Source organism: Streptomyces sp. MUSC 14, assembly GCF_001866675.1.
Lineage (GTDB): Bacteria > Actinomycetota > Actinomycetes > Streptomycetales > Streptomycetaceae > Streptomyces.
On record NZ_MLYN01000027.1, the window covers coordinates 15430 to 33708 of the forward strand.

At 67.4% G+C, this 18279-nt stretch carries 30 protein-coding genes; 2 read left to right on the plus strand and 28 right to left on the minus strand.

The window, feature by feature from the left end:
- Positions 1–215: 215 nt before the first annotated feature.
- The 27 genes from rplO to BIV25_RS17970 form a co-directional block, all read right to left on the minus strand.
- Positions 216–671, minus strand: coding sequence for a 50S ribosomal protein L15 (gene rplO / locus BIV25_RS17840; protein WP_023547373.1), 456 nt, complete (start codon positions 669–671; stop codon positions 216–218).
- Positions 672–673: 2 nt separating this feature from the next.
- Positions 674–856: a 50S ribosomal protein L30 gene (gene rpmD / locus BIV25_RS17845; protein WP_003974250.1), complete on the minus strand. Its 183-nt coding sequence runs from the start codon at positions 854–856 to the stop codon at positions 674–676.
- Positions 856–1461 carry a 30S ribosomal protein S5 gene (rpsE, locus tag BIV25_RS17850; protein ID WP_015658456.1) on the minus strand — a complete coding sequence of 202 codons (606 nt, stop codon included), beginning with the start codon at positions 1459–1461 and terminating at the stop codon, positions 856–858. The genes rpmD and rpsE overlap by 1 nt, the downstream gene beginning before the upstream one ends.
- A gap of 39 nt (positions 1462–1500) precedes the next feature.
- Positions 1501–1884, minus strand: a complete 384-nt coding sequence (gene rplR, locus BIV25_RS17855) for a 50S ribosomal protein L18 (RefSeq protein WP_071373345.1) — start codon at positions 1882–1884, stop codon at positions 1501–1503.
- Positions 1885–1887: 3 nt separating this feature from the next.
- On the minus strand, positions 1888–2427 hold the full coding sequence (rplF, locus tag BIV25_RS17860; RefSeq protein WP_071373346.1) for a 50S ribosomal protein L6: 540 nt from the start codon (positions 2425–2427) through the stop codon (positions 1888–1890).
- 24 nt (positions 2428–2451) lie between these two features.
- A complete protein-coding gene (rpsH, locus tag BIV25_RS17865) occupies positions 2452–2850 on the minus strand; it encodes a 30S ribosomal protein S8 (protein ID WP_007384075.1) in 399 nt (132 codons plus the stop codon).
- Positions 2851–3062: 212 nt separating this feature from the next.
- The gene (locus tag BIV25_RS17870) at positions 3063–3248 is read right to left on the minus strand and encodes a type Z 30S ribosomal protein S14 (protein ID WP_003948630.1); all 186 of its coding nucleotides are present in this window, start codon (positions 3246–3248) and stop codon (positions 3063–3065) included.
- Between the two features lie 5 nt (positions 3249–3253).
- Positions 3254–3811 carry a 50S ribosomal protein L5 gene (rplE, locus tag BIV25_RS17875; RefSeq protein ID WP_015658460.1) on the minus strand — a complete coding sequence of 186 codons (558 nt, stop codon included), beginning with the start codon at positions 3809–3811 and terminating at the stop codon, positions 3254–3256.
- The gene (gene rplX, locus BIV25_RS17880) at positions 3811–4134 is read right to left on the minus strand and encodes a 50S ribosomal protein L24 (RefSeq protein WP_030930498.1); all 324 of its coding nucleotides are present in this window, start codon (positions 4132–4134) and stop codon (positions 3811–3813) included. The genes rplE and rplX overlap by 1 nt, the downstream gene beginning before the upstream one ends.
- A gap of 2 nt (positions 4135–4136) precedes the next feature.
- Positions 4137–4505, minus strand: coding sequence for a 50S ribosomal protein L14 (gene rplN, locus BIV25_RS17885; RefSeq protein ID WP_003998823.1), 369 nt, complete (start codon positions 4503–4505; stop codon positions 4137–4139).
- A 100-nt stretch (positions 4506–4605) separates the two neighbouring features.
- Positions 4606–4890 carry a 30S ribosomal protein S17 gene (gene rpsQ / locus BIV25_RS17890; protein ID WP_018543912.1) on the minus strand — a complete coding sequence of 95 codons (285 nt, stop codon included), beginning with the start codon at positions 4888–4890 and terminating at the stop codon, positions 4606–4608.
- The gene (gene rpmC / locus BIV25_RS17895; RefSeq protein ID WP_055632347.1) at positions 4890–5114 is read right to left on the minus strand and encodes a 50S ribosomal protein L29; all 225 of its coding nucleotides are present in this window, start codon (positions 5112–5114) and stop codon (positions 4890–4892) included. Before rpmC ends, rpsQ begins: the two co-directional genes overlap by 1 nt.
- Positions 5114–5533, minus strand: a complete 420-nt coding sequence (gene rplP, locus BIV25_RS17900) for a 50S ribosomal protein L16 (RefSeq protein ID WP_030788270.1) — start codon at positions 5531–5533, stop codon at positions 5114–5116. Before rplP ends, rpmC begins: the two co-directional genes overlap by 1 nt.
- 5 nt (positions 5534–5538) lie before the next feature.
- On the minus strand, positions 5539–6360 hold the full coding sequence (gene rpsC, locus BIV25_RS17905; RefSeq protein ID WP_003998826.1) for a 30S ribosomal protein S3: 822 nt from the start codon (positions 6358–6360) through the stop codon (positions 5539–5541).
- Positions 6360–6707 (minus strand): 50S ribosomal protein L22, encoded by a 348-nt coding sequence (gene rplV / locus BIV25_RS17910; protein WP_003974262.1) that lies wholly within the window; start codon positions 6705–6707, stop codon positions 6360–6362. Before rplV ends, rpsC begins: the two co-directional genes overlap by 1 nt.
- A 44-nt stretch (positions 6708–6751) precedes the next feature.
- The gene (rpsS, locus tag BIV25_RS17915) at positions 6752–7033 is read right to left on the minus strand and encodes a 30S ribosomal protein S19 (RefSeq protein ID WP_023547380.1); all 282 of its coding nucleotides are present in this window, start codon (positions 7031–7033) and stop codon (positions 6752–6754) included.
- Between the two features lie 12 nt (positions 7034–7045).
- Entirely contained in the window at positions 7046–7882 is an 837-nt protein-coding gene (rplB, locus tag BIV25_RS17920) for a 50S ribosomal protein L2 (protein ID WP_020941674.1), read from the minus strand.
- A 40-nt stretch (positions 7883–7922) separates the two neighbouring features.
- The gene (rplW, locus tag BIV25_RS17925; RefSeq protein ID WP_071373347.1) at positions 7923–8342 is read right to left on the minus strand and encodes a 50S ribosomal protein L23; all 420 of its coding nucleotides are present in this window, start codon (positions 8340–8342) and stop codon (positions 7923–7925) included.
- On the minus strand, positions 8342–8995 hold the full coding sequence (gene rplD, locus BIV25_RS17930; protein WP_071373348.1) for a 50S ribosomal protein L4: 654 nt from the start codon (positions 8993–8995) through the stop codon (positions 8342–8344). Before rplD ends, rplW begins: the two co-directional genes overlap by 1 nt.
- A gap of 8 nt (positions 8996–9003) precedes the next feature.
- The gene (gene rplC / locus BIV25_RS17935) at positions 9004–9648 is read right to left on the minus strand and encodes a 50S ribosomal protein L3 (protein WP_062706771.1); all 645 of its coding nucleotides are present in this window, start codon (positions 9646–9648) and stop codon (positions 9004–9006) included.
- A gap of 16 nt (positions 9649–9664) precedes the next feature.
- On the minus strand, positions 9665–9973 hold the full coding sequence (rpsJ, locus tag BIV25_RS17940) for a 30S ribosomal protein S10 (protein ID WP_003948644.1): 309 nt from the start codon (positions 9971–9973) through the stop codon (positions 9665–9667).
- 444 nt (positions 9974–10417) lie between these two features.
- Positions 10418–10966: a hypothetical protein gene (locus tag BIV25_RS17945; protein ID WP_071373349.1), complete on the minus strand. Its 549-nt coding sequence runs from the start codon at positions 10964–10966 to the stop codon at positions 10418–10420.
- 206 nt (positions 10967–11172) lie between these two features.
- Positions 11173–11841 carry a serine/arginine repetitive matrix protein 2 gene (locus BIV25_RS17950; RefSeq protein ID WP_256255899.1) on the minus strand — a complete coding sequence of 223 codons (669 nt, stop codon included), beginning with the start codon at positions 11839–11841 and terminating at the stop codon, positions 11173–11175.
- 34 nt (positions 11842–11875) lie between these two features.
- Positions 11876–13114 (minus strand): hypothetical protein, encoded by a 1239-nt coding sequence (locus tag BIV25_RS17955; protein ID WP_071373350.1) that lies wholly within the window; start codon positions 13112–13114, stop codon positions 11876–11878.
- 123 nt (positions 13115–13237) lie between these two features.
- A complete protein-coding gene (locus BIV25_RS51075) occupies positions 13238–13384 on the minus strand; it encodes a hypothetical protein (RefSeq protein WP_177235321.1) in 147 nt (48 codons plus the stop codon).
- An 84-nt stretch (positions 13385–13468) separates the two neighbouring features.
- A complete protein-coding gene (locus BIV25_RS17965) occupies positions 13469–13666 on the minus strand; it encodes a DUF397 domain-containing protein (RefSeq protein WP_071373352.1) in 198 nt (65 codons plus the stop codon).
- Positions 13663–14520, minus strand: coding sequence for a helix-turn-helix transcriptional regulator (locus BIV25_RS17970; protein ID WP_071373353.1), 858 nt, complete (start codon positions 14518–14520; stop codon positions 13663–13665). The genes BIV25_RS17965 and BIV25_RS17970 overlap by 4 nt, the downstream gene beginning before the upstream one ends.
- A gap of 810 nt (positions 14521–15330) precedes the next feature.
- Between BIV25_RS17970 and BIV25_RS17980 the strand changes: the two genes are divergently transcribed.
- Together BIV25_RS17980 and BIV25_RS17985 are read left to right on the plus strand one after the other, a co-directional pair.
- Positions 15331–16197, plus strand: coding sequence for a helix-turn-helix domain-containing protein (locus BIV25_RS17980; protein WP_071373355.1), 867 nt, complete (start codon positions 15331–15333; stop codon positions 16195–16197).
- A 49-nt stretch (positions 16198–16246) separates the two neighbouring features.
- The gene (locus tag BIV25_RS17985) at positions 16247–16837 is read left to right on the plus strand and encodes a Uma2 family endonuclease (protein ID WP_071373356.1); all 591 of its coding nucleotides are present in this window, start codon (positions 16247–16249) and stop codon (positions 16835–16837) included.
- Between the two features lie 127 nt (positions 16838–16964).
- On the opposite strand, the gene tuf is transcribed toward BIV25_RS17985, so the two are convergent.
- On the minus strand, positions 16965–18158 hold the full coding sequence (gene tuf / locus BIV25_RS17990; protein ID WP_071373357.1) for an elongation factor Tu: 1194 nt from the start codon (positions 18156–18158) through the stop codon (positions 16965–16967).
- Positions 18159–18279: the final 121 nt, after the last annotated feature.

Consider the following 18279-nt stretch of genomic DNA (forward strand, 5'->3'; position numbering starts at 1 on the left):
GTCAAGGGTGACGGTCTTGAGGTTCGACGGATACAGACGAATTACTAACGGTCAACTGCCGCTCAGGGTGCCCCATGGGAGGCGCCCAATGAAAGTGGGCAGTGCTGGCCACCTTACCGGCGAGAGCACTTCCCTTGGAACGACCGACCGGGGATACCCCATATGTGGGGTATCCCCGGTCGGGATCGTTCATGTCATCGAGGGACCTGAGGGACTCAGACCAGCTCGGTGACCGTACCGCCGGCGGCGGTGATCTTCTCCTTGGCGGAGCCGGAGACGGCGTCGACCGTCACCTGCAGCGCCACGGAGATCTCGCCCTGGCCGAGGACCTTGACGAGGCTGTTCTTGCGAACGGCACCCTTGGCCACCAGACCCTCGACCGTGACCTCGCCACCCTCGGGGTAGAGCGCGGCCAGCTTGTCGAGGTTCACGACCTGGAACTCGGTCTTGAACGGGTTCTTGAAGCCCTTCAGCTTCGGGAGGCGCATGTGGAGCGGCATCTGGCCACCCTCGAAGCGCTCCGGAACCTGGTAGCGGGCCTTCGTGCCCTTGGTACCACGACCGGCCGTCTTACCCTTCGACGCCTCACCACGACCGACACGGGTCTTGGCGGTCTTGGCGCCGGGGGCGGGACGGAGGTTGTGGATCTTGAGCGGGTTCTGCTCCGCCATGATCAGTCGACCTCCTCGACCGTCACGAGGTGGCGGACGGTGTGCACCATGCCGCGGAACTCGGGGCGGTCCTCCTTGACGACCTGCGTGTTGATGCCCTTGAGACCAAGGGACCGCAGGGTGTCGCGGTGGTTCTGCTTGCTGCCGATGTACGACTTAACCTGCGTGATCTTGAGCTGCGCCATTACGCACCAGCCCCGGCACGCGCACGGAGAAGAGCCGCGGGGGCGACGTCCTCGAGCGGCAGACCGCGGCGGGCCGCGACCTCCTCGGGACGCTGCAGGCCCTTGAGGGCCTCCACGGTCGCGTGCACGATGTTGATCGCGTTGTCGGAGCCGAGCGACTTCGACAGGATGTCGTGGATACCGGCGCACTCGAGCACGGCACGCACCGGACCACCGGCGATAACACCGGTACCCGGGGACGCGGGCTTGAGCAGCACGACGCCGGCAGCCTTCTCACCCTGGATCGGGTGCGGGATGGTGCCCTGGATACGGGGGACCTTGAAGAAGTGCTTCTTGGCCTCCTCAACACCCTTGGCGATGGCGGCCGGCACCTCCTTGGCCTTGCCGTAACCGACACCCACGGTGCCGTCACCGTCGCCCACCACGACCAGCGCGGTGAAGCTGAAGCGACGACCACCCTTCACAACCTTGGCGACGCGGTTGATCGCGACGACGCGCTCGACGTACGCGGTCTTCTCGGCGGCAGCAGCGCCGCCGTCACGGCCCTTCCGGTCCCGCCGCTCGCCGCCACCGGCACCGCCACCGCGGCGCTGGGGTCCAGCCATTGGAATTACCTCTCTCTGTTTCCGCTAGCTACGGCAGGCTCAGAACTTGAGCCCGGCTTCGCGGGCGGCGTCCGCCAGGGCGGCGATGCGCCCGGCGTACTGGTTGCCACCACGGTCGAACACGACAGCCTCGACACCGGCGGCCTTGGCACGCTCGGCGACCAGGGCGCCGACCTGCTTGGCCTGCGCGGACTTGTCGCCCTCGCCACCACGGATCGACGTGTCCAGCGTGGACGCCGAAGCCAGGGTGTGGCCCTTGAGGTCGTCGATCACCTGCGCCACGATGTGGCGGTTGGAGCGGGTCACGACCAGACGGGGGCGCTCCGCCGTACCGGAAAGGTTCTTGCGAATCCGGATGTGACGGCGCTTGATCGCGGCGCGCTTGTAGGCGTCGCCCTTGAGGATCTTCTGCCCGTATGCCATGGCTTACTTACCCGCCTTTCCGACCTTGCGGCGGATGACTTCGCCCTCGTACTTGACGCCCTTGGCCTTGTACGGGTCGGGCTTGCGCAGCTTGCGGATGTTGGCCGCAACCTCGCCGACCTTCTGCTTGTCGATGCCCTCGACCTGGAAGCGGGTCGGGGTCTCCACCTTGAAGGTGATGCCCTCGGGCGCCTCGACGACGATCGGGTGGCTGTAGCCGAGCGCGAACTCGAGGTTCGAGCCCTTGGCCGTGACGCGGTAACCGACACCGCTGATCTCGAGCTTCTTCACGTAACCCTGGGTCACGCCGGTGATCATGTTCGCCACCAGCGTGCGGGACAGGCCGTGCAGGGCCTTGTTCTGACGCTCGTCGTTCGGACGGGTGACGTTCAGAACGCCGTCCTCACCCTTGACGATGTCGATCGGCGCGACGACGGTGTGGGTCAGCGAGCCCTTGGGGCCCTTGACCGAGACCGTACGGCCGTCGATGGTGACGTCCACGCCGGCGGGAACCGTGATGGGGAGCTTGCCAATACGCGACATAGCTGTTTCCTCCGTTCCCTTCCGCTACCAGACGTAGGCGAGGACTTCCCCACCCACGCCCTTCTTGCCGGCCTGCTTGTCGGTGAGGAGCCCGTGCGACGTGGAGATGATCGCCACGCCGAGGCCGCCGAGCACCTTCGGCAGGTTGGTGGACTTCGCGTACACCCGGAGACCGGGCTTGGAGATCCGCTTGATGCCCGCGATGGAGCGCTCACGGTTCGGGCCGAACTTCAGCTCGAGGACGAGGTTCTTGCCGACCTCGGCGTCCTCGACCTTCCAGCCCGTGATGAAGCCCTCCTGCTGGAGGATCTCCGCGATGTGCGACTTGATCTTCGATGCCGGCATCGTCACGGAGTCGTGGTATGCCGAGTTCGCGTTCCGCAGACGCGTAAGCATGTCTGCGATCGGATCAGTCATGGTCATGAATTGGCCTTCGGCCTCTCTCGCCGGGGTTTCCTGGTGCGCCATCCCTCTCCCCGATCCGAGACGGGACGGGTGCGGCGCGGTGGACCTACGGCGTAGTAAGTCGTACGGGCGCGGCAGACGCCCAACCCCGCAAGCCTACGGCATGCGGAGAAGGGCCCCTGCCGACCCAGATGCTTACCGAGAGCTTCAGGAATCCCCTATTACAGGGATTACCAGGAGCTCTTGGTCACGCCCGGCAGCTCGCCACGGTGAGCCATCTCACGGAGGCACACGCGGCACAGGCCGAACTTGCGGTACACGGAGTGCGGGCGGCCACAACGCTGGCAGCGGGTGTAGCCACGCACGCCGAACTTGGGCTTGCGAGCAGCCTTAGCGATCAGAGCCTTCTTCGCCATCTCGCTCACGCCTCCTTGAACGGGAAGCCGAGGTGACGAAGGAGCGCACGGCCCTCAGCGTCGTTGGTCGCCGTGGTCACCACGGTGATGTCCATACCCCGGGTGCGGTCGATCTTGTCCTGGTCGATCTCGTGGAACATGACCTGCTCCGTGAGACCGAAGGTGTAGTTGCCACGGCCGTCGAACTGCTTGGGGGACAGGCCGCGGAAGTCGCGGATGCGCGGCAGCGCGAGCGACAGGGTGCGGTCCAGGAACTCCCACATGCGGTCGCCACGGAGCGTGACGTGGGCACCGATCGGCTGGCCCTCACGCAGCTTGAACTGCGCGATGGACTTGCGGGCCTTGGTGACGGCCGGCTTCTGACCGGTGATGGTGGTCAGGTCGCGGATCGCGCCCTCGATCAGCTTCGAGTCACGGGCGGCGTCGCCGACACCCATGTTGACCACGATCTTGACGAGGCCGGGAACCTGCATGACGTTCTCGTACTTGAACTCGTCACGCAGCTTGCCCGCGATCTCCTCGCGGTACTTCGTCTTCAGACGCGGAGTGGTGGTGGTAGCCATCAGATGTCCTCACCCGTCCGCTTGGCAACGCGGATCTTGTTGCCTTCGTCGTCGAAGCGGTAGCCGACACGCGTGACGACCTTGTTGCCGTCCTTCTCAACGACCAGCTGGACGTTGGAGACGTGGATCGGCGCCTCGGTCGTGACGATGCCGCCGGCCTGCGAACCGCTGGCGGTCGGACCGGCCTTGGTGTGCTTCTTGACCCGGTTGACACCCTCGACCAGGACGCGCTCCTCGCGCGGGTAAGCGGCAATGACCTTGCCCTGCTTGCCCTTGTCCTTGCCGGTGATGACCTGGACCAGGTCGCCCTTCTTGATCTTCATGCTTACAGCACCTCCGGCGCGAGCGAGATGATCTTCATGAACTTCTTCTCGCGCAGCTCACGGCCGACCGGGCCGAAGATACGGGTGCCGCGAGGGTCGCCGTCGTTCTTCAGAATGACGGCGGCGTTCTCGTCGAAGCGGATGTACGAGCCGTCCGGACGGCGGCGCTCCTTGACGGTGCGAACGATGACCGCCTTGACGACGTCACCCTTCTTCACGTTGCCACCGGGGATCGCGTCCTTGACGGTGGCGACGATGACGTCACCGATGCCCGCGTAGCGGCGACCGGAGCCACCGAGCACACGGATGCAAAGGATTTCCTTCGCACCAGTGTTGTCGGCGACGCGCAGTCGCGACTCCTGCTGGATCACGTCTATCTCCTGTTTGTCTGCCGGTTCCCCGGGAGCCGCTCAGCGGAGCGGCTCCCGGAGCCTGGCGGAACTGTCCTGCGAGGGATGCCCCGCAGGAGAATTACTTGGCCTTCTCGAGGATCTCGACGACGCGCCAGCGCTTCGTCGCGGACAGCGGCCGGGTCTCCATGAGGAGGACGCGGTCGCCGACACCCGCGGCGTTCTGCTCGTCGTGCGCCTTGAGCTTGTTCGTACGGCGGATGACCTTGCCGTACAGCGCGTGCTTGACGCGGTCCTCGACGGCGACGACGACGGTCTTGTCCATCTTGTCGCTGACGACGAGACCCTCACGGGTCTTGCGGAAGCCGCGGGCCTCTGCGTTCTCAGTCACGTTCTTCTCGCTCATCAGGCGTTCTCCACCGTTTCGATGCCCAGCTCACGCTCGCGCATCAGGGTGTAGATCCGCGCGATGTCCTTGCGGACCGCCTTCAGACGGCCGTGGTTCTCGAGCTGACCGGTCGCCGCCTGGAAGCGGAGGTTGAACAGCTCTTCCTTGGCCTCGCGGAGCTTGCCCAGCAGCTCCTCGTTGCCCAGCTCGCGCAGCTCGGACGCCTTGGTACCGACCGACATCACGCTTCACCTGCCTCGCGCTTGACGATGCGGCACTTCATCGGCAGCTTGTGGGCCGCACGAGTGAGAGCCTCACGCGCAATCTTCTCGTTCGGGTAGGACAGCTCGAACATGACCCGTCCCGGGTGCACGTTCGCGATCCACCACTCCGGCGAACCCTTACCGGAACCCATGCGGGTCTCGGCCGGCTTCTTCGTGAGCGGGCGGTCCGGGTAGATGTTGATCCAGACCTTGCCGCCACGCTTGATGTGGCGGGTCATCGCGATACGGGCCGCCTCGATCTGGCGGTTGGTCACGTACGCCGGCGTGAGGGCCTGAATGCCGTACTCGCCGAACGCGACCGTCGTACCGCCCTTGGCCTCACCGCGACGCTTCGGGTGATGCTGCTTGCGGTGCTTGACCCTACGGGGGATCAGCATGTCGGTCAGGCCTCCGTTCCGGTGCTCTCAGCCGGAGCGGACGCGGGAGCCTCGGCCTTGGGGGCCTCGGCGCCGGCAGCCTGCTGCGGCTTGCGACCGCGCCGCTCGCCACCACGGCCACCACGGGCCGGGCGGTCGGCACCACCACGGGCCGGGCGGTTACCCGCACGGGCCGCAGCGTTCTCGGCGCGGACCTCGGCGATGTTCTTGACGTCGCCCTTGTAGATCCAGACCTTCACACCGATACGGCCGAAGGTCGTCTTGGCCTCGAAGAAGCCGTAGTCCACGTTCGCGCGGAGCGTGTGCAGGGGCACGCGGCCCTCGCGGTAGAACTCCGAGCGGGACATCTCGGCGCCGCCGAGGCGGCCACCGCACTGGATCTTGATGCCCTTGGCGCCGGCCTTCATCGCCGACTGCATGCTCTTGCGCATGGCACGGCGGAAGGAGACGCGGGAGGAGAGCTGCTCGGCGACGGCCTGAGCAACCAGCTGAGCGTCCGTCTCGGGGTTCTTGACCTCGAGGATGTTCAGCTGGACCTGCTTGCCCGTGAGCTTCTCGAGGTCGCCGCGGATGCGGTCGGCCTCGGCGCCACGGCGGCCGATGACGATGCCGGGACGGGCGGTGTGGATGTCCACCCGCACGCGGTCACGGGTGCGCTCGATCTCAACCTTCGAGATACCGGCGCGCTCCATGCCGGACGTCATCATCCGACGGATGGCGACGTCTTCCTTGACGTAGTCCTTGTACAGCTTGTCGGCGTACCAACGCGACTTGAAGTCGGTCGTGACACCGAGCCGGAACCCATGCGGGTTAACCTTCTGGCCCATTACCGGGTTCCTTCCTTGCTGCTGACGACCACGGTGATGTGGCTGGTCCGCTTGCGGATCCGGTAGGCACGGCCCTGGGCGCGCGGCCGGAACCGCTTCAGGGTCGGACCCTCGTCGACGTACGCCTCGGAGATGAAGAGGCTGTCGGCGTCGGTGTGGTCGTAGTTGTGCGCGGCGTTGGCGATGGCGCTGTCGAGCACCTTGCCGACCGGCACGGAGGCTGCCTGCGGAGCGAATCGCAGAACAGCCTGAGCCTCCGTGGCATCCATGCCACGGATAAGGTCCACCACGCGGCGGGCCTTCATGGGCGTAACGCGGATGTACCGCGCCTGGGCCCTGGCTTCCATGGTTGTCCCTCTCAGTTACTTACGTGTCTGAATGCGATCCGCTACTAGCGGCGCTTCGACTTCCGGTCTTCCTTGACGTGACCCCGGAAGGTGCGCGTCGGCGAGAACTCGCCGAGCTTGTGGCCGACCATCGACTCGGTGACGAACACCGGGATGTGGGTCTTGCCGTTGTGCACCGCGAGCGTGTGGCCGAGCATGGCCGGGACGATCATGGAGCGACGGGACCAGGTCTTGATGACGTTCTTGGTGCCGGCTTCGTTCTGGGCGTCCACCTTCTTGATCAGGTGGTCGTCGACGAAGGGCCCCTTCTTCAGGCTACGAGGCATCTCAACCCGTCCTTAGCGCTTCTTGTTCGTCTTGCGGCGGCGGACGATGTACTTGTTCGACGCCTTCTTGGGCGAACGAGTACGGCCTTCCTTCTTGCCCCACGGGGACACGGGGTGGCGACCACCGGAGGTCCGGCCCTCACCACCACCGTGCGGGTGGTCGACCGGGTTCATGACGACACCACGGACGGTCGGGCGAACGCCCAGCCACCGCTTACGGCCGGCCTTGCCCCAGTTGATGTTGGACTGCTCGGCGTTGCCGACCTCGCCGATGGTGGCGCGGCAGCGGACGTCGACCAGACGGATCTCACCGGACGGCATGCGCAGGTGGGCGTAGGCGCCCTCCTTCGCGAGCAGCTGCACGGAGGCACCGGCGGAGCGGGCGAACTTGGCACCGCCACCGGGACGGAGCTCGATCGCGTGGATCGTGGTACCGACCGGGATGTTGCGGAGGGCCAGGTTGTTGCCCGGCTTGATGTCGGCCCCGGGACCGTTCTCGACGCGGTCACCCTGCTGCAGGTTGCGCGGGGCGAGGATGTAGCGCTTCTCGCCGTCGGCGTAGTGCAGCAGCGCGATGCGCGCGGTGCGGTTGGGGTCGTACTCGATGTGCGCGACCTTCGCCGGCACGCCGTCCTTGTCGTGACGACGGAAGTCGATCACTCGGTAGGCGCGCTTGTGTCCGCCACCCTGGTGGCGAACGGTCACACGACCGGCGTTGTTACGGCCGCCCTTGCTGTGCAGGGGGCGGACCAGCGACTTCTCCGGCGTGGACCGCGTGACCTCGACGAAGTCGGCGACGCTGGCGCCACGACGGCCCGGCGTAGTCGGCTTGTACTTGCGGATTCCCATTTCTCAGTCCTCGTCCGATATCGGACGATCCGGACCGCCCTTAGGCGGTCGGACCGCCGAAGATGTCGATACGGTCGCCCTCGGCGAGGGTCACGATCGCGCGCTTGCTGCCGGCACGCTGACCGAAACCGGTCTTCGTGCGCTTGCGCTTGCCCTGGCGGTTGATCGTGTTGACCCCGGTGACCTTGACCGAGAAGACCGCCTGGACGGCCTGCTTGATCTGGGTCTTGTTGGCGTTCGGGTCGACGATGAACGTGTACTTGTTCTCGTCGAGGAGCGCGTAGCTCTTCTCGGAGACGACCGGCTTGAGCAGCACGTCACGGGGGTCCGTGTACGACTTGCTCAGCGGGGTCTCGACGGTGTTCTTGCCCTCGGTGGCGTGGCGCTTCGCCTTGGCGACGCGCGCGGCCTTGGCGGCCTTGGCCGCCTTCGAGGCGATGCTCGGGTGACGGGTAGCCATCAGACCTCGGTCCCTTCGGTGTCGTTGGCCTTCGGGCCGGCGACGAAGGACTCGAAAGCGGCCTGGGTGAAGACCACGTCGTCCGAGACGAGAACGTCGTACGTGTTCAGCTGGCCCGGCTCCAGGATGTGGACCTGGGGCAGGTTGCGGGCGGACAGCCACGCGGCCTCGTCGGCGCGGTCGACGACCAGGAGCAGGTTCTTGCGCTCCGAGATCTTGCCGAACAGCGCCTTGGCGGCCTTGGTGGAGGCGGTGCCCTCGACCACGCCGGAGACGACGTGGATGCGGTTGTGACGCGCCCGGTCGGTGAGGGCGTGACGCAGAGCGGCAGCCTTCATCTTCTTCGGGGTGCGCTGCGAGTAGTCACGCGGCACGGGACCGTGCACGACGCCACCACCGGCGAACTGCGGCGCGCGGGTCGAGCCCTGACGGGCGCGGCCGGTGCCCTTCTGGCGGTACGGCTTCTTGCCACCACCACGGACTTCGCCACGGGTCTTGGTCTTGTGCGTGCCCTGACGGGCAGCGGCCAGCTGCGCGACGACGACCTGGTGGATCAGCGGGATGCTGATCTTCTCCACGTCGAAGATCTCCGCGGGGAGCTCGACGGAACCGGCCTTCTCGCCCGCCGGCGAAAGGATGTCAACAGTGCTCATCGGTTACCTCAGGCCCCCTTGGCCGCGGTGCGGACCAGGACGAGGCCGCCGTTCGGACCGGGAACCGCGCCCTTGATGAGCAGCAGGCCCTTCTCCGCGTCAACGGCGTGGACGGTCAGGTTCTGGGTGGTGACCCGCTCGTTGCCCATGCGACCCGCCATGCGGAGGCCCTTGAACACGCGGCCCGGGGTGGCGCAGCCACCGATGGAACCGGGAGAGCGGTGCTTGCGCTGGGTGCCGTGACCGGCGCCGAGGCCCTTGAAGTTGTGACGCTTCATGACACCGGCGAAGCCCTTGCCCTTGCTCTTGCCGGTGACGTCGACCTTCACGCCGGCCTCGAAGACCTCGGCGGTGACTTCCTGGCCGAGGGTGTACTCGGAGGCGTCCGCCGTACGGATCTCGACAAGGTGGCGACGGGGGGTGACGTCGGCCTTCGCGAAGTGACCCTTGAGGGGCTTGTTCACCTTGCGCGGGTCGATCTCGCCGAAGGCGATCTGGACCGACTCGTAGCCGTCGACGTCGTTCGTACGAACCTGGGTCACGACGTTGGGGCCGGCCTTGACGACGGTGACCGGAACAACACGGTTGTTCTCGTCCCACACCTGCGTCATGCCGAGCTTCTCGCCCAGGATGCCCTTGATCTGCTTAGCCATTCTCAGCCCACCAGCCTCAGAGCTTGATCTCGATGTCGACACCGGCCGGGAGGTCGAGTCGCATCAGAGAGTCAACGGTCTTGGGGGTCGGGTCGAGAATGTCGATCAGGCGCTTGTGCGTGCGCATCTCGAAGTGCTCGCGCGAGTCCTTGTACTTGTGCGGCGACTTGATGACGCAGTACACGTTCTTCTCAGTGGGCAGCGGCACCGGGCCCGCGACCGACGCACCAGTGCGGGTCACCGTCTCGACGATCTTCTTCGCCGAGGAGTCGATGACCTCGTGGTCGTAGGCCTTGAGCCGGATGCGGATCTTCTGTCCCGCCATGGCTACTCAGTAGTCCTGTCTCTTCTTACGCTCTGGAACCCGGCGGTCCCGTTTCCTTCTCCTCCGACCCACGCGGTCGGGCGTGTCGCGCTCCCGCTGACACGGATGTCCCTTGTTCGAACATCCCTGCGGGGAATGCACACGGCCCTGCCGGAACCGCGGACCAGGGGCCTCAGGCCCACCGGGTGCCTGGTCGGTACCGCACCGCACTTCCCGGAAGATTCCCGTACGTCCGCCCCAGCGCTGCCCGCAGGCAGTTAGGGCGACGAGTACTGTGGGACTCGCTTCCGGTCCTCCCGGCGGGAGGCGCGCAGCATCAACACTCGACCGAGCAACTCGGACAGTCTGCCATACGGGGCGGGGGGACCGCCAATCGAGCCGGAGAGAATACCCCGAAGGTGACGGAGGTCAAACGGGGGGCGGGCCCTCCCTCGTCGCCCGCCGCTATCCGGCGTCCACCTGCGCGCGGAATCTCTCCATGGTCATGGTCTTGTCCGGACTCGGCAGCGTGACGTTCTCCTTCTTGCCGAAGTCGTCGTACGTCGTGCTGCCGGTGCGCCCGCCGCGGACGGACTTCGTCTTCAGGAGCCTGGCAGGGCCCTGCACGCTGACGAAATAGGTGTCCGAGGTGGTCCCGTTCCCCGCCACGATCGCCCGGGCCCGCACGCCCATGACAGTCGTGTCCTTGTCGGGAGCGAAGGTGCCCGAAGCCGGCAGCGCGAAGTAGGCGTCACACCACTGCCCACTCTGCGTGGTCACACAGGTGTGTGCGAGCCGGTCCGGGACGGTGATCTCGGTCCCCTGGGACTTGAGGCTCTGGGCCAGCAGACCCGCGTTCATGTACGTGACACCGCCCTTGCAGTACATGTCACCGCCGGAGGCCCCGTTGTAGGAGATGTGCAGCCCCTGGCCGGGATTCCACACGATCGTCTGCAGCCCCGCGCCCTCGAAGGCCATGGTCGTGCCGATCCCGCTGAACGGCGTCCTCCGCATCGTCTCGTTGACCTGCTGGATCCGTCCTGTGGCCGGGGCGCCGGTAGCGGTCGGGACGGCGGGCGCGCCGACCGTGGACGTGTCGTCTCCGGTTCCGGCCCCTCCCGGATCCCCGCCGGAACCGGAGCCACAGGCGACCGCGAAGCCCCGTTCGTCGAGGCGTGCCTGATGAAGTCGGCCCAGGTGGTGGGGGCTTCGGCCACCTACTAGCGCGGCTGGCCGTACGGGGGCCAGGGGGCGGCTCCGTACGGCGGAGGGCCCAGGGGGGCGGCGAGCCGTCGGCGGTGGCGGCCGCGCCGGACCGCTGTGACGACGCAGATGGCCACGGTCGAGGCAGCCGCGGCCAGGAAGCAGCCGACGGCCCCGGTGATGCTGCCGACCATGCTCCCCACCCGGGGCTTGTCCCCCAGCGCGAACTCGGCGGACGGAAGCTCCGAGGTGCAGGTGAGCGTGTAGTCGCCGCTGCTGCCGGGCTTCACCTCCAGGGCGCGGTCCCAGGTACGGGACCCGAGGGTGATACGGAAGGTGCTGCCCGGCTGGGTCATCGCCCCGGACGGCATCTCCGGGATCCGGCAGACGACCCGGCCCTTCCCGGACTGGGAGACGTAGATCGCCTTGGTCTTCCCCTGGACGAAGCTGAACGTCCGCGACTGGCCGCTGGCGAAGCTCCGGTCCGTGTCGACCGAGTTCAGTGTGTCCTTCACCGTCACCACGACCAGGGCGACACCGATGCCCGCCAGGACGAGCCCCAGCAGTGCGGCCACCAGGTACCAGATGCGCCGGGGCCGCAGATCACTCGCCGGGATGTGCGGAGGCGCGGACGGCACCGGCGGCGGGCCACCGTACGGCGCACCCCACGGAGTTGGTGTGGACATAACAGCGCATGGTACGGGCCGTCGCGCGTCGTCGTCAGGTGCGGGTGACCGTCCCGCAGCCCTTGCTGTGGTCGTCCGTCACGGACTTGCTGCGGTCGTACGGGTCCGTGGCCGGGCCCGTCGCCGGGGCGCCCGTGGGGGCGGTGTCAGGAAAGACGGGGTGGAAGTAGCCGTCGTGGACGTCGCACTCGGTGTTGTAGAACTCGCTCTCGGACGACCGGACCGTGAGCTTGCCTCCGGTCGCGATCCACGTGCGCGGGTCGAGGAGGTCGATGGTCAGGTCGCGGCGGATGATCGTCCGTGCCACGGCGGCGTCGGCACCGCCGTCCTTTCCGCCGGCGCGCACCAGCGGGTAGACGAAGGTGTAGTCCGCGTGCACCCGCACCTCGCCCGCAGCGCCCGCGGAGAACGTCATATGGCCGCGCGCCTTGACCACGTCGCCGGCGAGGGCCACCTGCGCCGGGGCGAACCTGGTCACCAGTTGCAGGGGGTCGTACCGGAGGTCCGGGGTGCGCAACGAGCGCCGCAGGTCGGACAGTTCGTCGGGGTGCTTCTGCTGCGGGTCGAGCAGGGCCAGCACCGAGGTGGGCCGCCCGCCGCGCAGCACCGCCGGGTCCAGGTTGGCGCCGACCAGGAACTCCTTGACGCGGCGCAGGGCGACGGCCATGTCCGCCTGGCTCAGCCAGCCCACGGCCTTCGCGGGCGGCACCTCGATGGCGTCCGCCCCGTCGGCCCACCGCTGGGCGGGCGAGCCGAGGAACGGGTCCTTGCGGGTGGGCAGTCCGGCGTCGTCGACGGCGCCCGGGGCGCCGGACGGCAGCGCCGTCTCGGCAGGCAGCGGTGCGGCCGAGGTCCTGGACGGGTGGTCGCGGCCGGGCAGCCGGTCCAGCAGCAGCGACGGCCGTACGGCCACGACGGCCAGCGCCGCTGCCAGCACCACACCGATGACCGAACCCACGGTGCGGCGCCGGCTGCTCCGCCCGTTCATCTCCCGCCAGGCCGGACCGGTGCGCCAGCCCGGGGGCAGCGACGACTGCGGCTTCGGCTGCGATGCCCGCTTCCGCCAGCGCCGCCGGCCGTTGCCCTCGGCCGCCTGGTCCCGCGCCGCCTCGTCCTGCTCCCGAAGCCGACGGGCGACCATCCACGCCCGCGCGGACGGCTCCTTCGGCGCGTTCCTGCCACCGTCCTCCGCGGCTTCCCGCAGGAACGCCTCCCACTGCTCGTCGGGTATGGAGGACTCGTCGGGGCGCTCGGGGGGCTGGACGGCGGTCACGGGTTCGCTTTCGGTCGTGCAAGATCACTGGCGGGGGCAGTGTTCTTCACCGACAGGGACATTGCACAGAGGGTCTGTCAGATCTTGTGAAAGCCGTGATCGAACCGGTACCGCTTGGCGGCTTCAGGAGGCCATACGGCCGGCGAAGAAGGCGTACGCGACCAGCAGGACGGACGGAGCCAGGGCCGCCGTCGCTCGGCGACGTGCCATGTTCTTCACCGTCCACGGCATGCACCAGCCGGCCAGCATCAGCAGCGCGGAAATCGCCATGGGCGCGAACGCGGCAGCGACAAGGAGGAAGAGGGCCAAGGGAACTGTGACCACTGTGGACACCAAGGCGGGATCCACTCGCCCTCAGATGACGGAGCTTCCGGATGCGTAGGGCAGGAAGGCCGACCAGGCCTCCGGCGCGAGGGTGAGGCGGGGGCCGGTGGGGGTCTTGGAGTCGCGGATGTGGATGGTGGTGGGGGCGGGGGCCACTTCGACGCAGGAGCCGGCTTCGCCGCTGTCGCTGTAGCTGCTCTTGAACCAGTGGAGTTCGGCGGTGCTCATAGTCTCCCCAGCACTTGCTCGATGAAGGCCTGTGACTCCCTCGGCGTGAGAGCCTGCGCCCGGATCATGCCATAGCGCAGTTCAAGGATCCGGAGGTCCTTGGGGTTTGAGACCGGGCGACCGTTGAACGCACCCTCGGAACGTCCGATCGCCGTGCCATCAGCGAACTTCAACACCTGGATCGGCCCCTGCGTCCCAGCGTGCTCCTCCCGGTCGGTCGGCATGACCTGGAGCGTGACGCTCCGCAACTGCGTTACCTCCAAGAGGTGTTCCAGCTGTCGGCGCAGCACCAGTTTCCCACCATAGGGACGTTCGAGCGTCACCTGTTCCTGGACGAAACTGAGCGTTGGGGCCGGTTCTCGCTCGAAGACGGCCTTTCGAGCCATGCGCGCGGCTGTTTCTCGCTCCACCACGTCCCGCGTGTACGCGGGTTGCGTCATCTCGAACAGCGTTCGCGTGTACTCCGGAGTCTGCAACAACCCATGGATGTTGTGGTTGCCGTACAGCAGCATCTCGACCGCCCGGGCCTCCATGTCCGCCAGCTCCCGCACCTTCTTCGGATACCGCGCCTTCCTCATGTCCTCCATGAACGCCCGCAGATGCCCCTGCGCCTTCAGGATCTGGTCCGCCTTGTCCAGGGCCTCCGGACGAGGGATCCGCGCCCCGCGCTCGATCTTGCGGATCATGTCCTCGCCGTACCTGAGAGCCTCCGCCAGTTCGGCCACACTCACCCCGGCCGCCTCCCGGCACACCTTGAGCAGGCGCCCCACCGCCTGCACCACCGGCTCGATCTCGTCCCCCGGCTCGACGTCCCAACCCGCCTCGTCCACCCCGTCGTTCACCACGTCACCCATGTCTCCCCCGCCTCCTCCTCCGACGCGCGCTCGTACCCGTAACAACGCCCGAGACAGCCGAGACAGCCGAGACAAAGCGGGGACAGTCACCGACCGTAAGGGCCTTGCCGCTTACCCAGAGAAGCAGAAGTGGCCACCCTGAGTGACGTGATCCAAGAATCCGTCATCCCCAACTTCACGGTGCTGCTGTCCCCCACCCCACGCGGCGCCCGACTGGCCCGACTGCTCGCCGTACAGCAACTCCGCGACTGGCAGCTCCCGTTGGAATCCGCGGAGCACATCGTGGCGGAGCTGGCCGCCAACGCCGTGACGCACGGCAAGGTGACCGGACGGGACTTCCGACTCACGCTCTACGTCGTCGGCGCCACGCTCCGCATCGAGGTGACCGACACGCGCGGTGACCGCCTGCCCTCGCGCCCAACCCCTCACCGCCGAGGCCGAGTCGGGTCGCGGACTCGTCCTGGTGGCCGCGCTCGCCGACCGCTGGGGAGTAGCCGAGGGTCCCACCCCGCGCAAAACCGTCTGGGCCGAGATCACCGTCCCGACACCGGAGCACGGGCGCCCGTGCTCCGGTGCGACAGGCGGTCTTTCCCAAGGACATACGGGGGTGAAAGAACCCGACCAAGCCCCACCCCTCCCGCCCGCGGCGCAAACTCACCCGCGAGGGTGAACATCGCCAACTCAGCTGGATTCGAGGCCTATTGCCTGCCTTACGCTCGGCGCAACACAGCCGCAGACATGCGACGGCCCTCGCCGGGACGGCAATCCCGTTGCGAGGGCCTGACCACCGAGGAAGGTCGCAACTTCCTGATGGACTTCCAGAACCCTAGCGCGCCCCCGCACGCCCAGTCCGGTTTTACGGGCAACAAGCACCCGAACCGGGGCCCTCGTTCCGGCGTCGGCGGGCTCATCCACGAGCACACCCGCCACACCTCCCGCTTCACGGTGATCGGCAACCACCTCGCCCAGCACCCAGAACTGTCGGGGCTCGCCATCGGGCTCGGCGTGCGCATCCAGTCGCTGCCGCCGGGCGCCCAGGTCGACATCAAGACCCTCGCCGCCCGCTTCCCCGAGGGCACGACCCGGATCGCCGCCGCTCTGCGCGAGTTGGAGACCCACGGCTACCTGCGGCGCGAACGCGCCCGCATCCCCGGCGGCCGTATCGTCACCCGCACGGTCTCCTGCAACCAGCCCGGGTCCCGGAAGGACGCCCACGAGCCCAGGGGCATCGCACCCGGTACGAAACACAAGAAGCAGGAACGCCGCCGGGCGCTGCCCCCGGTCCCGCGCCCGGCCTGTCCCTCCCCCACGCTCCTCCAGCAGGCCACGGACCTGCTCGCGGGCCTGCGTCGCCACGATCCGCGCCTGCTCCTCTCCGAGTGCGACACCGCGCACCTGGCCCCGGGCGTCGCGGCCTGGCTGGAACGCGACGTCGGCCCCACCGCCGTACGCCACGCCCTGACCACCGACCTGCCGCCAGAGGTACTACGACGGCCCGCAGCCCTGCTGGCCCACCGCCTCACCAGACAACTGCCACCCCCGCCCCCGTTCGCACCAGCCGCCCCACCGCCCGTACGGCACCCCTTGCAGACCTGCGACGTCTGCGACCGGGCCTTCCGCGCACCCCACCCTGGCCGCTGCCGCGACTGCCGAACCAACCTCCCAGAGGCCGCCTAGCATGAATGCGACGATCCTTGCCCCTGGGCACAGACGAGGAGCGAGCGCCATGACCATTGCATCGGGCAGCGCACAGCAGGGTGGCTCCCACATCTACCGAGCCATGCGGGACCTCGTTCAGTCCATGAACGACACCATTCCGGGCAAATTCGAGATCACTAAGAAGGGGATCGTCCACGACATGATGGCGCCGATCGGTCCGCACGAGCTGACCACCCTGCATCTCCGGAAGCGCCTGGAGAAGGTGATGCCTGACGCCATCGTGGCCCACACGGGCGAACCCGACGTGGAGGACGAATCGGAAAGCATCATGCGCCGCCCTGACGTCATGGTGATTACCTGGGCGGACATGGAGGTTCCTGATTCCTTCGATCCCCGCACCCTCATCGCCGCCATCGAGATCGTCTCCCGCTCCAACCCTGACAACGACTGGGTGGGCAAGGTCCGCGACTATCCCCTGATGGGCATCCCCGTCTACTCGATCTTCGACCCCCGCACCGGCACCGGCGCCGTCTTCACCGACATCCACCCCACACCGGACGGCCCCCGCTATGCCACCCGCAAGGACTTCGTCTACGGCGAGGACGTCACGATCGCCGACTGGACGATCTCGACCGAGGGTCTGCCGCTCTACGGGTGACCCTGGAGGACACCATGAGCACCACCGCCCAGCACCGTTCTCCCCCAGACAACGGAAGAGGCCCGCACGACCGAAGTCGTACGGGCCTCTTCGCTGGGTCAATCAGTGACCTTCAAGCAAGCGGTACTTACTTGACGATCTTGGTGACCTGGCCGGCGCCCACGGTGCGGCCACCCTCGCGGATGGCGAACTTCAGGCCCTCTTCCATGGCGACGGGCTGGATGAGCTCCACCTTCATCTCGGTGTTGTCACCCGGCATGACCATCTCGGTGCCCTCGGGGAGGGTCACCACGCCGGTCACGTCCGTCGTACGGAAGTAGAACTGCGGGCGGTAGTTGTTGAAGAACGGCGTGTGGCGGCCACCCTCGTCCTTGGACAGGATGTAGGCCTGGGCCTCGAACTCGGTGTGCGGGGTGACCGAGCCCGGCTTGATGATGACCTGGCCGCGCTCGACGTCCTCGCGCTTGATGCCGCGGAGGAGGAGGCCGACGTTCTCGCCCGCCTGGCCCTCGTCGAGCAGCTTGCGGAACATCTCGATACCGGTGACCGTGGTGGTGGTCTTCTCGGTCTTGATGCCGATGATGTCGACGGTCTCGTTGACCTTCAGGACACCACGCTCGATACGGCCGGTGACGACCGTACCGCGACCGGTGATCGTGAAGACGTCCTCGATGGGCATGAGGAACGGCTTGTCGACGTCACGCTCGGGCTGCGGGATCGCCTCGTCGACGGCGGCCATCAGGTCCAGGACCGACTGGCCCCACTCCGCGTCGCCCTCGAGCGCCTTGAGCGCCGAGACCTTGACGACCGGGACGTCGTCGCCCGGGAACTCGTACTCGGAGAGGAGCTCACGGACCTCGAGCTCGACGAGCTCCAGGATCTCCTCGTCGTCCACCATGTCGGCCTTGTTCAGGGCGACGACGATGTACGGAACGCCGACCTGGCGGGCCAGGAGGACGTGCTCCTTGGTCTGCGGCATCGGGCCGTCGGTGGCGGCGACCACGAGGATGGCGCCGTCCATCTGCGCGGCACCCGTGATCATGTTCTTGATGTAGTCCGCGTGACCGGGGCAGTCGACGTGGGCGTAGTGACGCGTCTCCGTCTGGTACTCGACGTGCGCGATGGAGATGGTGATACCGCGCTGGCGCTCTTCGGGAGCCTTGTCGATCTGGTCGAAGGCCGAGGCCTCGTTCAGGTCCGGGTACGCGTCGTGCAGCACCTTGGTAATGGCGGCCGTGAGGGTCGTCTTACCGTGGTCGATGTGACCGATGGTGCCGATGTTGACGTGCGGCTTAGTCCGCTCGAACTTCGCCTTCGCCACTGGGGTCCTCCTGTGGAGTGGTTCTGAACGCCTTGCTTCATCGGCGCCAGGTGATCTTTGCTGGAAAGCCCGGGGCCGGGGGCATTCCCCCACGAATGCGGGTGAATGCCCCTGGCGGCTC

Coding starts and splice junctions, on each gene's coding strand:
- rpsE (WP_015658456.1), bottom strand. CDS start 1,461: ATGGCTGGACCCCAGCGCCGCGGTGGCGGTGCCGGTGGCGGCGAGCGG.
- BIV25_RS17950 (WP_256255899.1), bottom strand. CDS start 11,841: ATGTCCACACCAACTCCGTGGGGTGCGCCGTACGGTGGCCCGCCGCCG.
- BIV25_RS17870 (WP_003948630.1), bottom strand. CDS start 3,248: ATGGCGAAGAAGGCTCTGATCGCTAAGGCTGCTCGCAAGCCCAAGTTC.
- rpmD (WP_003974250.1), bottom strand. CDS start 856: ATGGCGCAGCTCAAGATCACGCAGGTTAAGTCGTACATCGGCAGCAAG.
- rpsQ (WP_018543912.1), bottom strand. CDS start 4,890: ATGAGCGAGAAGAACGTGACTGAGAACGCAGAGGCCCGCGGCTTCCGC.
- BIV25_RS17965 (WP_071373352.1), bottom strand. CDS start 13,666: ATGAGCACCGCCGAACTCCACTGGTTCAAGAGCAGCTACAGCGACAGC.
- BIV25_RS17980 (WP_071373355.1), top strand. CDS start 15,331: ATGGACTTCCAGAACCCTAGCGCGCCCCCGCACGCCCAGTCCGGTTTT.
- rplD (WP_071373348.1), bottom strand. CDS start 8,995: ATGAGCACTGTTGACATCCTTTCGCCGGCGGGCGAGAAGGCCGGTTCC.
- rplC (WP_062706771.1), bottom strand. CDS start 9,648: ATGGCTAAGCAGATCAAGGGCATCCTGGGCGAGAAGCTCGGCATGACG.
- rplX (WP_030930498.1), bottom strand. CDS start 4,134: ATGAAGATCAAGAAGGGCGACCTGGTCCAGGTCATCACCGGCAAGGAC.
- rpmC (WP_055632347.1), bottom strand. CDS start 5,114: ATGTCGGTCGGTACCAAGGCGTCCGAGCTGCGCGAGCTGGGCAACGAG.
- rplE (WP_015658460.1), bottom strand. CDS start 3,811: ATGGCTACCACCACCACTCCGCGTCTGAAGACGAAGTACCGCGAGGAG.
- rplO (WP_023547373.1), bottom strand. CDS start 671: ATGGCGGAGCAGAACCCGCTCAAGATCCACAACCTCCGTCCCGCCCCC.
- rpsH (WP_007384075.1), bottom strand. CDS start 2,850: ATGACCATGACTGATCCGATCGCAGACATGCTTACGCGTCTGCGGAAC.
- rplR (WP_071373345.1), bottom strand. CDS start 1,884: ATGGCATACGGGCAGAAGATCCTCAAGGGCGACGCCTACAAGCGCGCC.
- BIV25_RS17970 (WP_071373353.1), bottom strand. CDS start 14,520: ATGGGTGACGTGGTGAACGACGGGGTGGACGAGGCGGGTTGGGACGTC.
- BIV25_RS51075 (WP_177235321.1), bottom strand. CDS start 13,384: ATGGCGATTTCCGCGCTGCTGATGCTGGCCGGCTGGTGCATGCCGTGG.
- rplF (WP_071373346.1), bottom strand. CDS start 2,427: ATGTCGCGTATTGGCAAGCTCCCCATCACGGTTCCCGCCGGCGTGGAC.
- rplP (WP_030788270.1), bottom strand. CDS start 5,533: ATGCTGATCCCCCGTAGGGTCAAGCACCGCAAGCAGCATCACCCGAAG.
- rpsC (WP_003998826.1), bottom strand. CDS start 6,360: ATGGGCCAGAAGGTTAACCCGCATGGGTTCCGGCTCGGTGTCACGACC.
- rplW (WP_071373347.1), bottom strand. CDS start 8,342: ATGGCTACCCGTCACCCGAGCATCGCCTCGAAGGCGGCCAAGGCCGCC.
- rpsJ (WP_003948644.1), bottom strand. CDS start 9,973: ATGGCGGGACAGAAGATCCGCATCCGGCTCAAGGCCTACGACCACGAG.
- rplB (WP_020941674.1), bottom strand. CDS start 7,882: ATGGGAATCCGCAAGTACAAGCCGACTACGCCGGGCCGTCGTGGCGCC.
- BIV25_RS17985 (WP_071373356.1), top strand. CDS start 16,247: ATGACCATTGCATCGGGCAGCGCACAGCAGGGTGGCTCCCACATCTAC.
- rpsS (WP_023547380.1), bottom strand. CDS start 7,033: ATGCCTCGTAGCCTGAAGAAGGGGCCCTTCGTCGACGACCACCTGATC.
- BIV25_RS17945 (WP_071373349.1), bottom strand. CDS start 10,966: ATGCGGAGGACGCCGTTCAGCGGGATCGGCACGACCATGGCCTTCGAG.
- rplV (WP_003974262.1), bottom strand. CDS start 6,707: ATGGAAGCCAGGGCCCAGGCGCGGTACATCCGCGTTACGCCCATGAAG.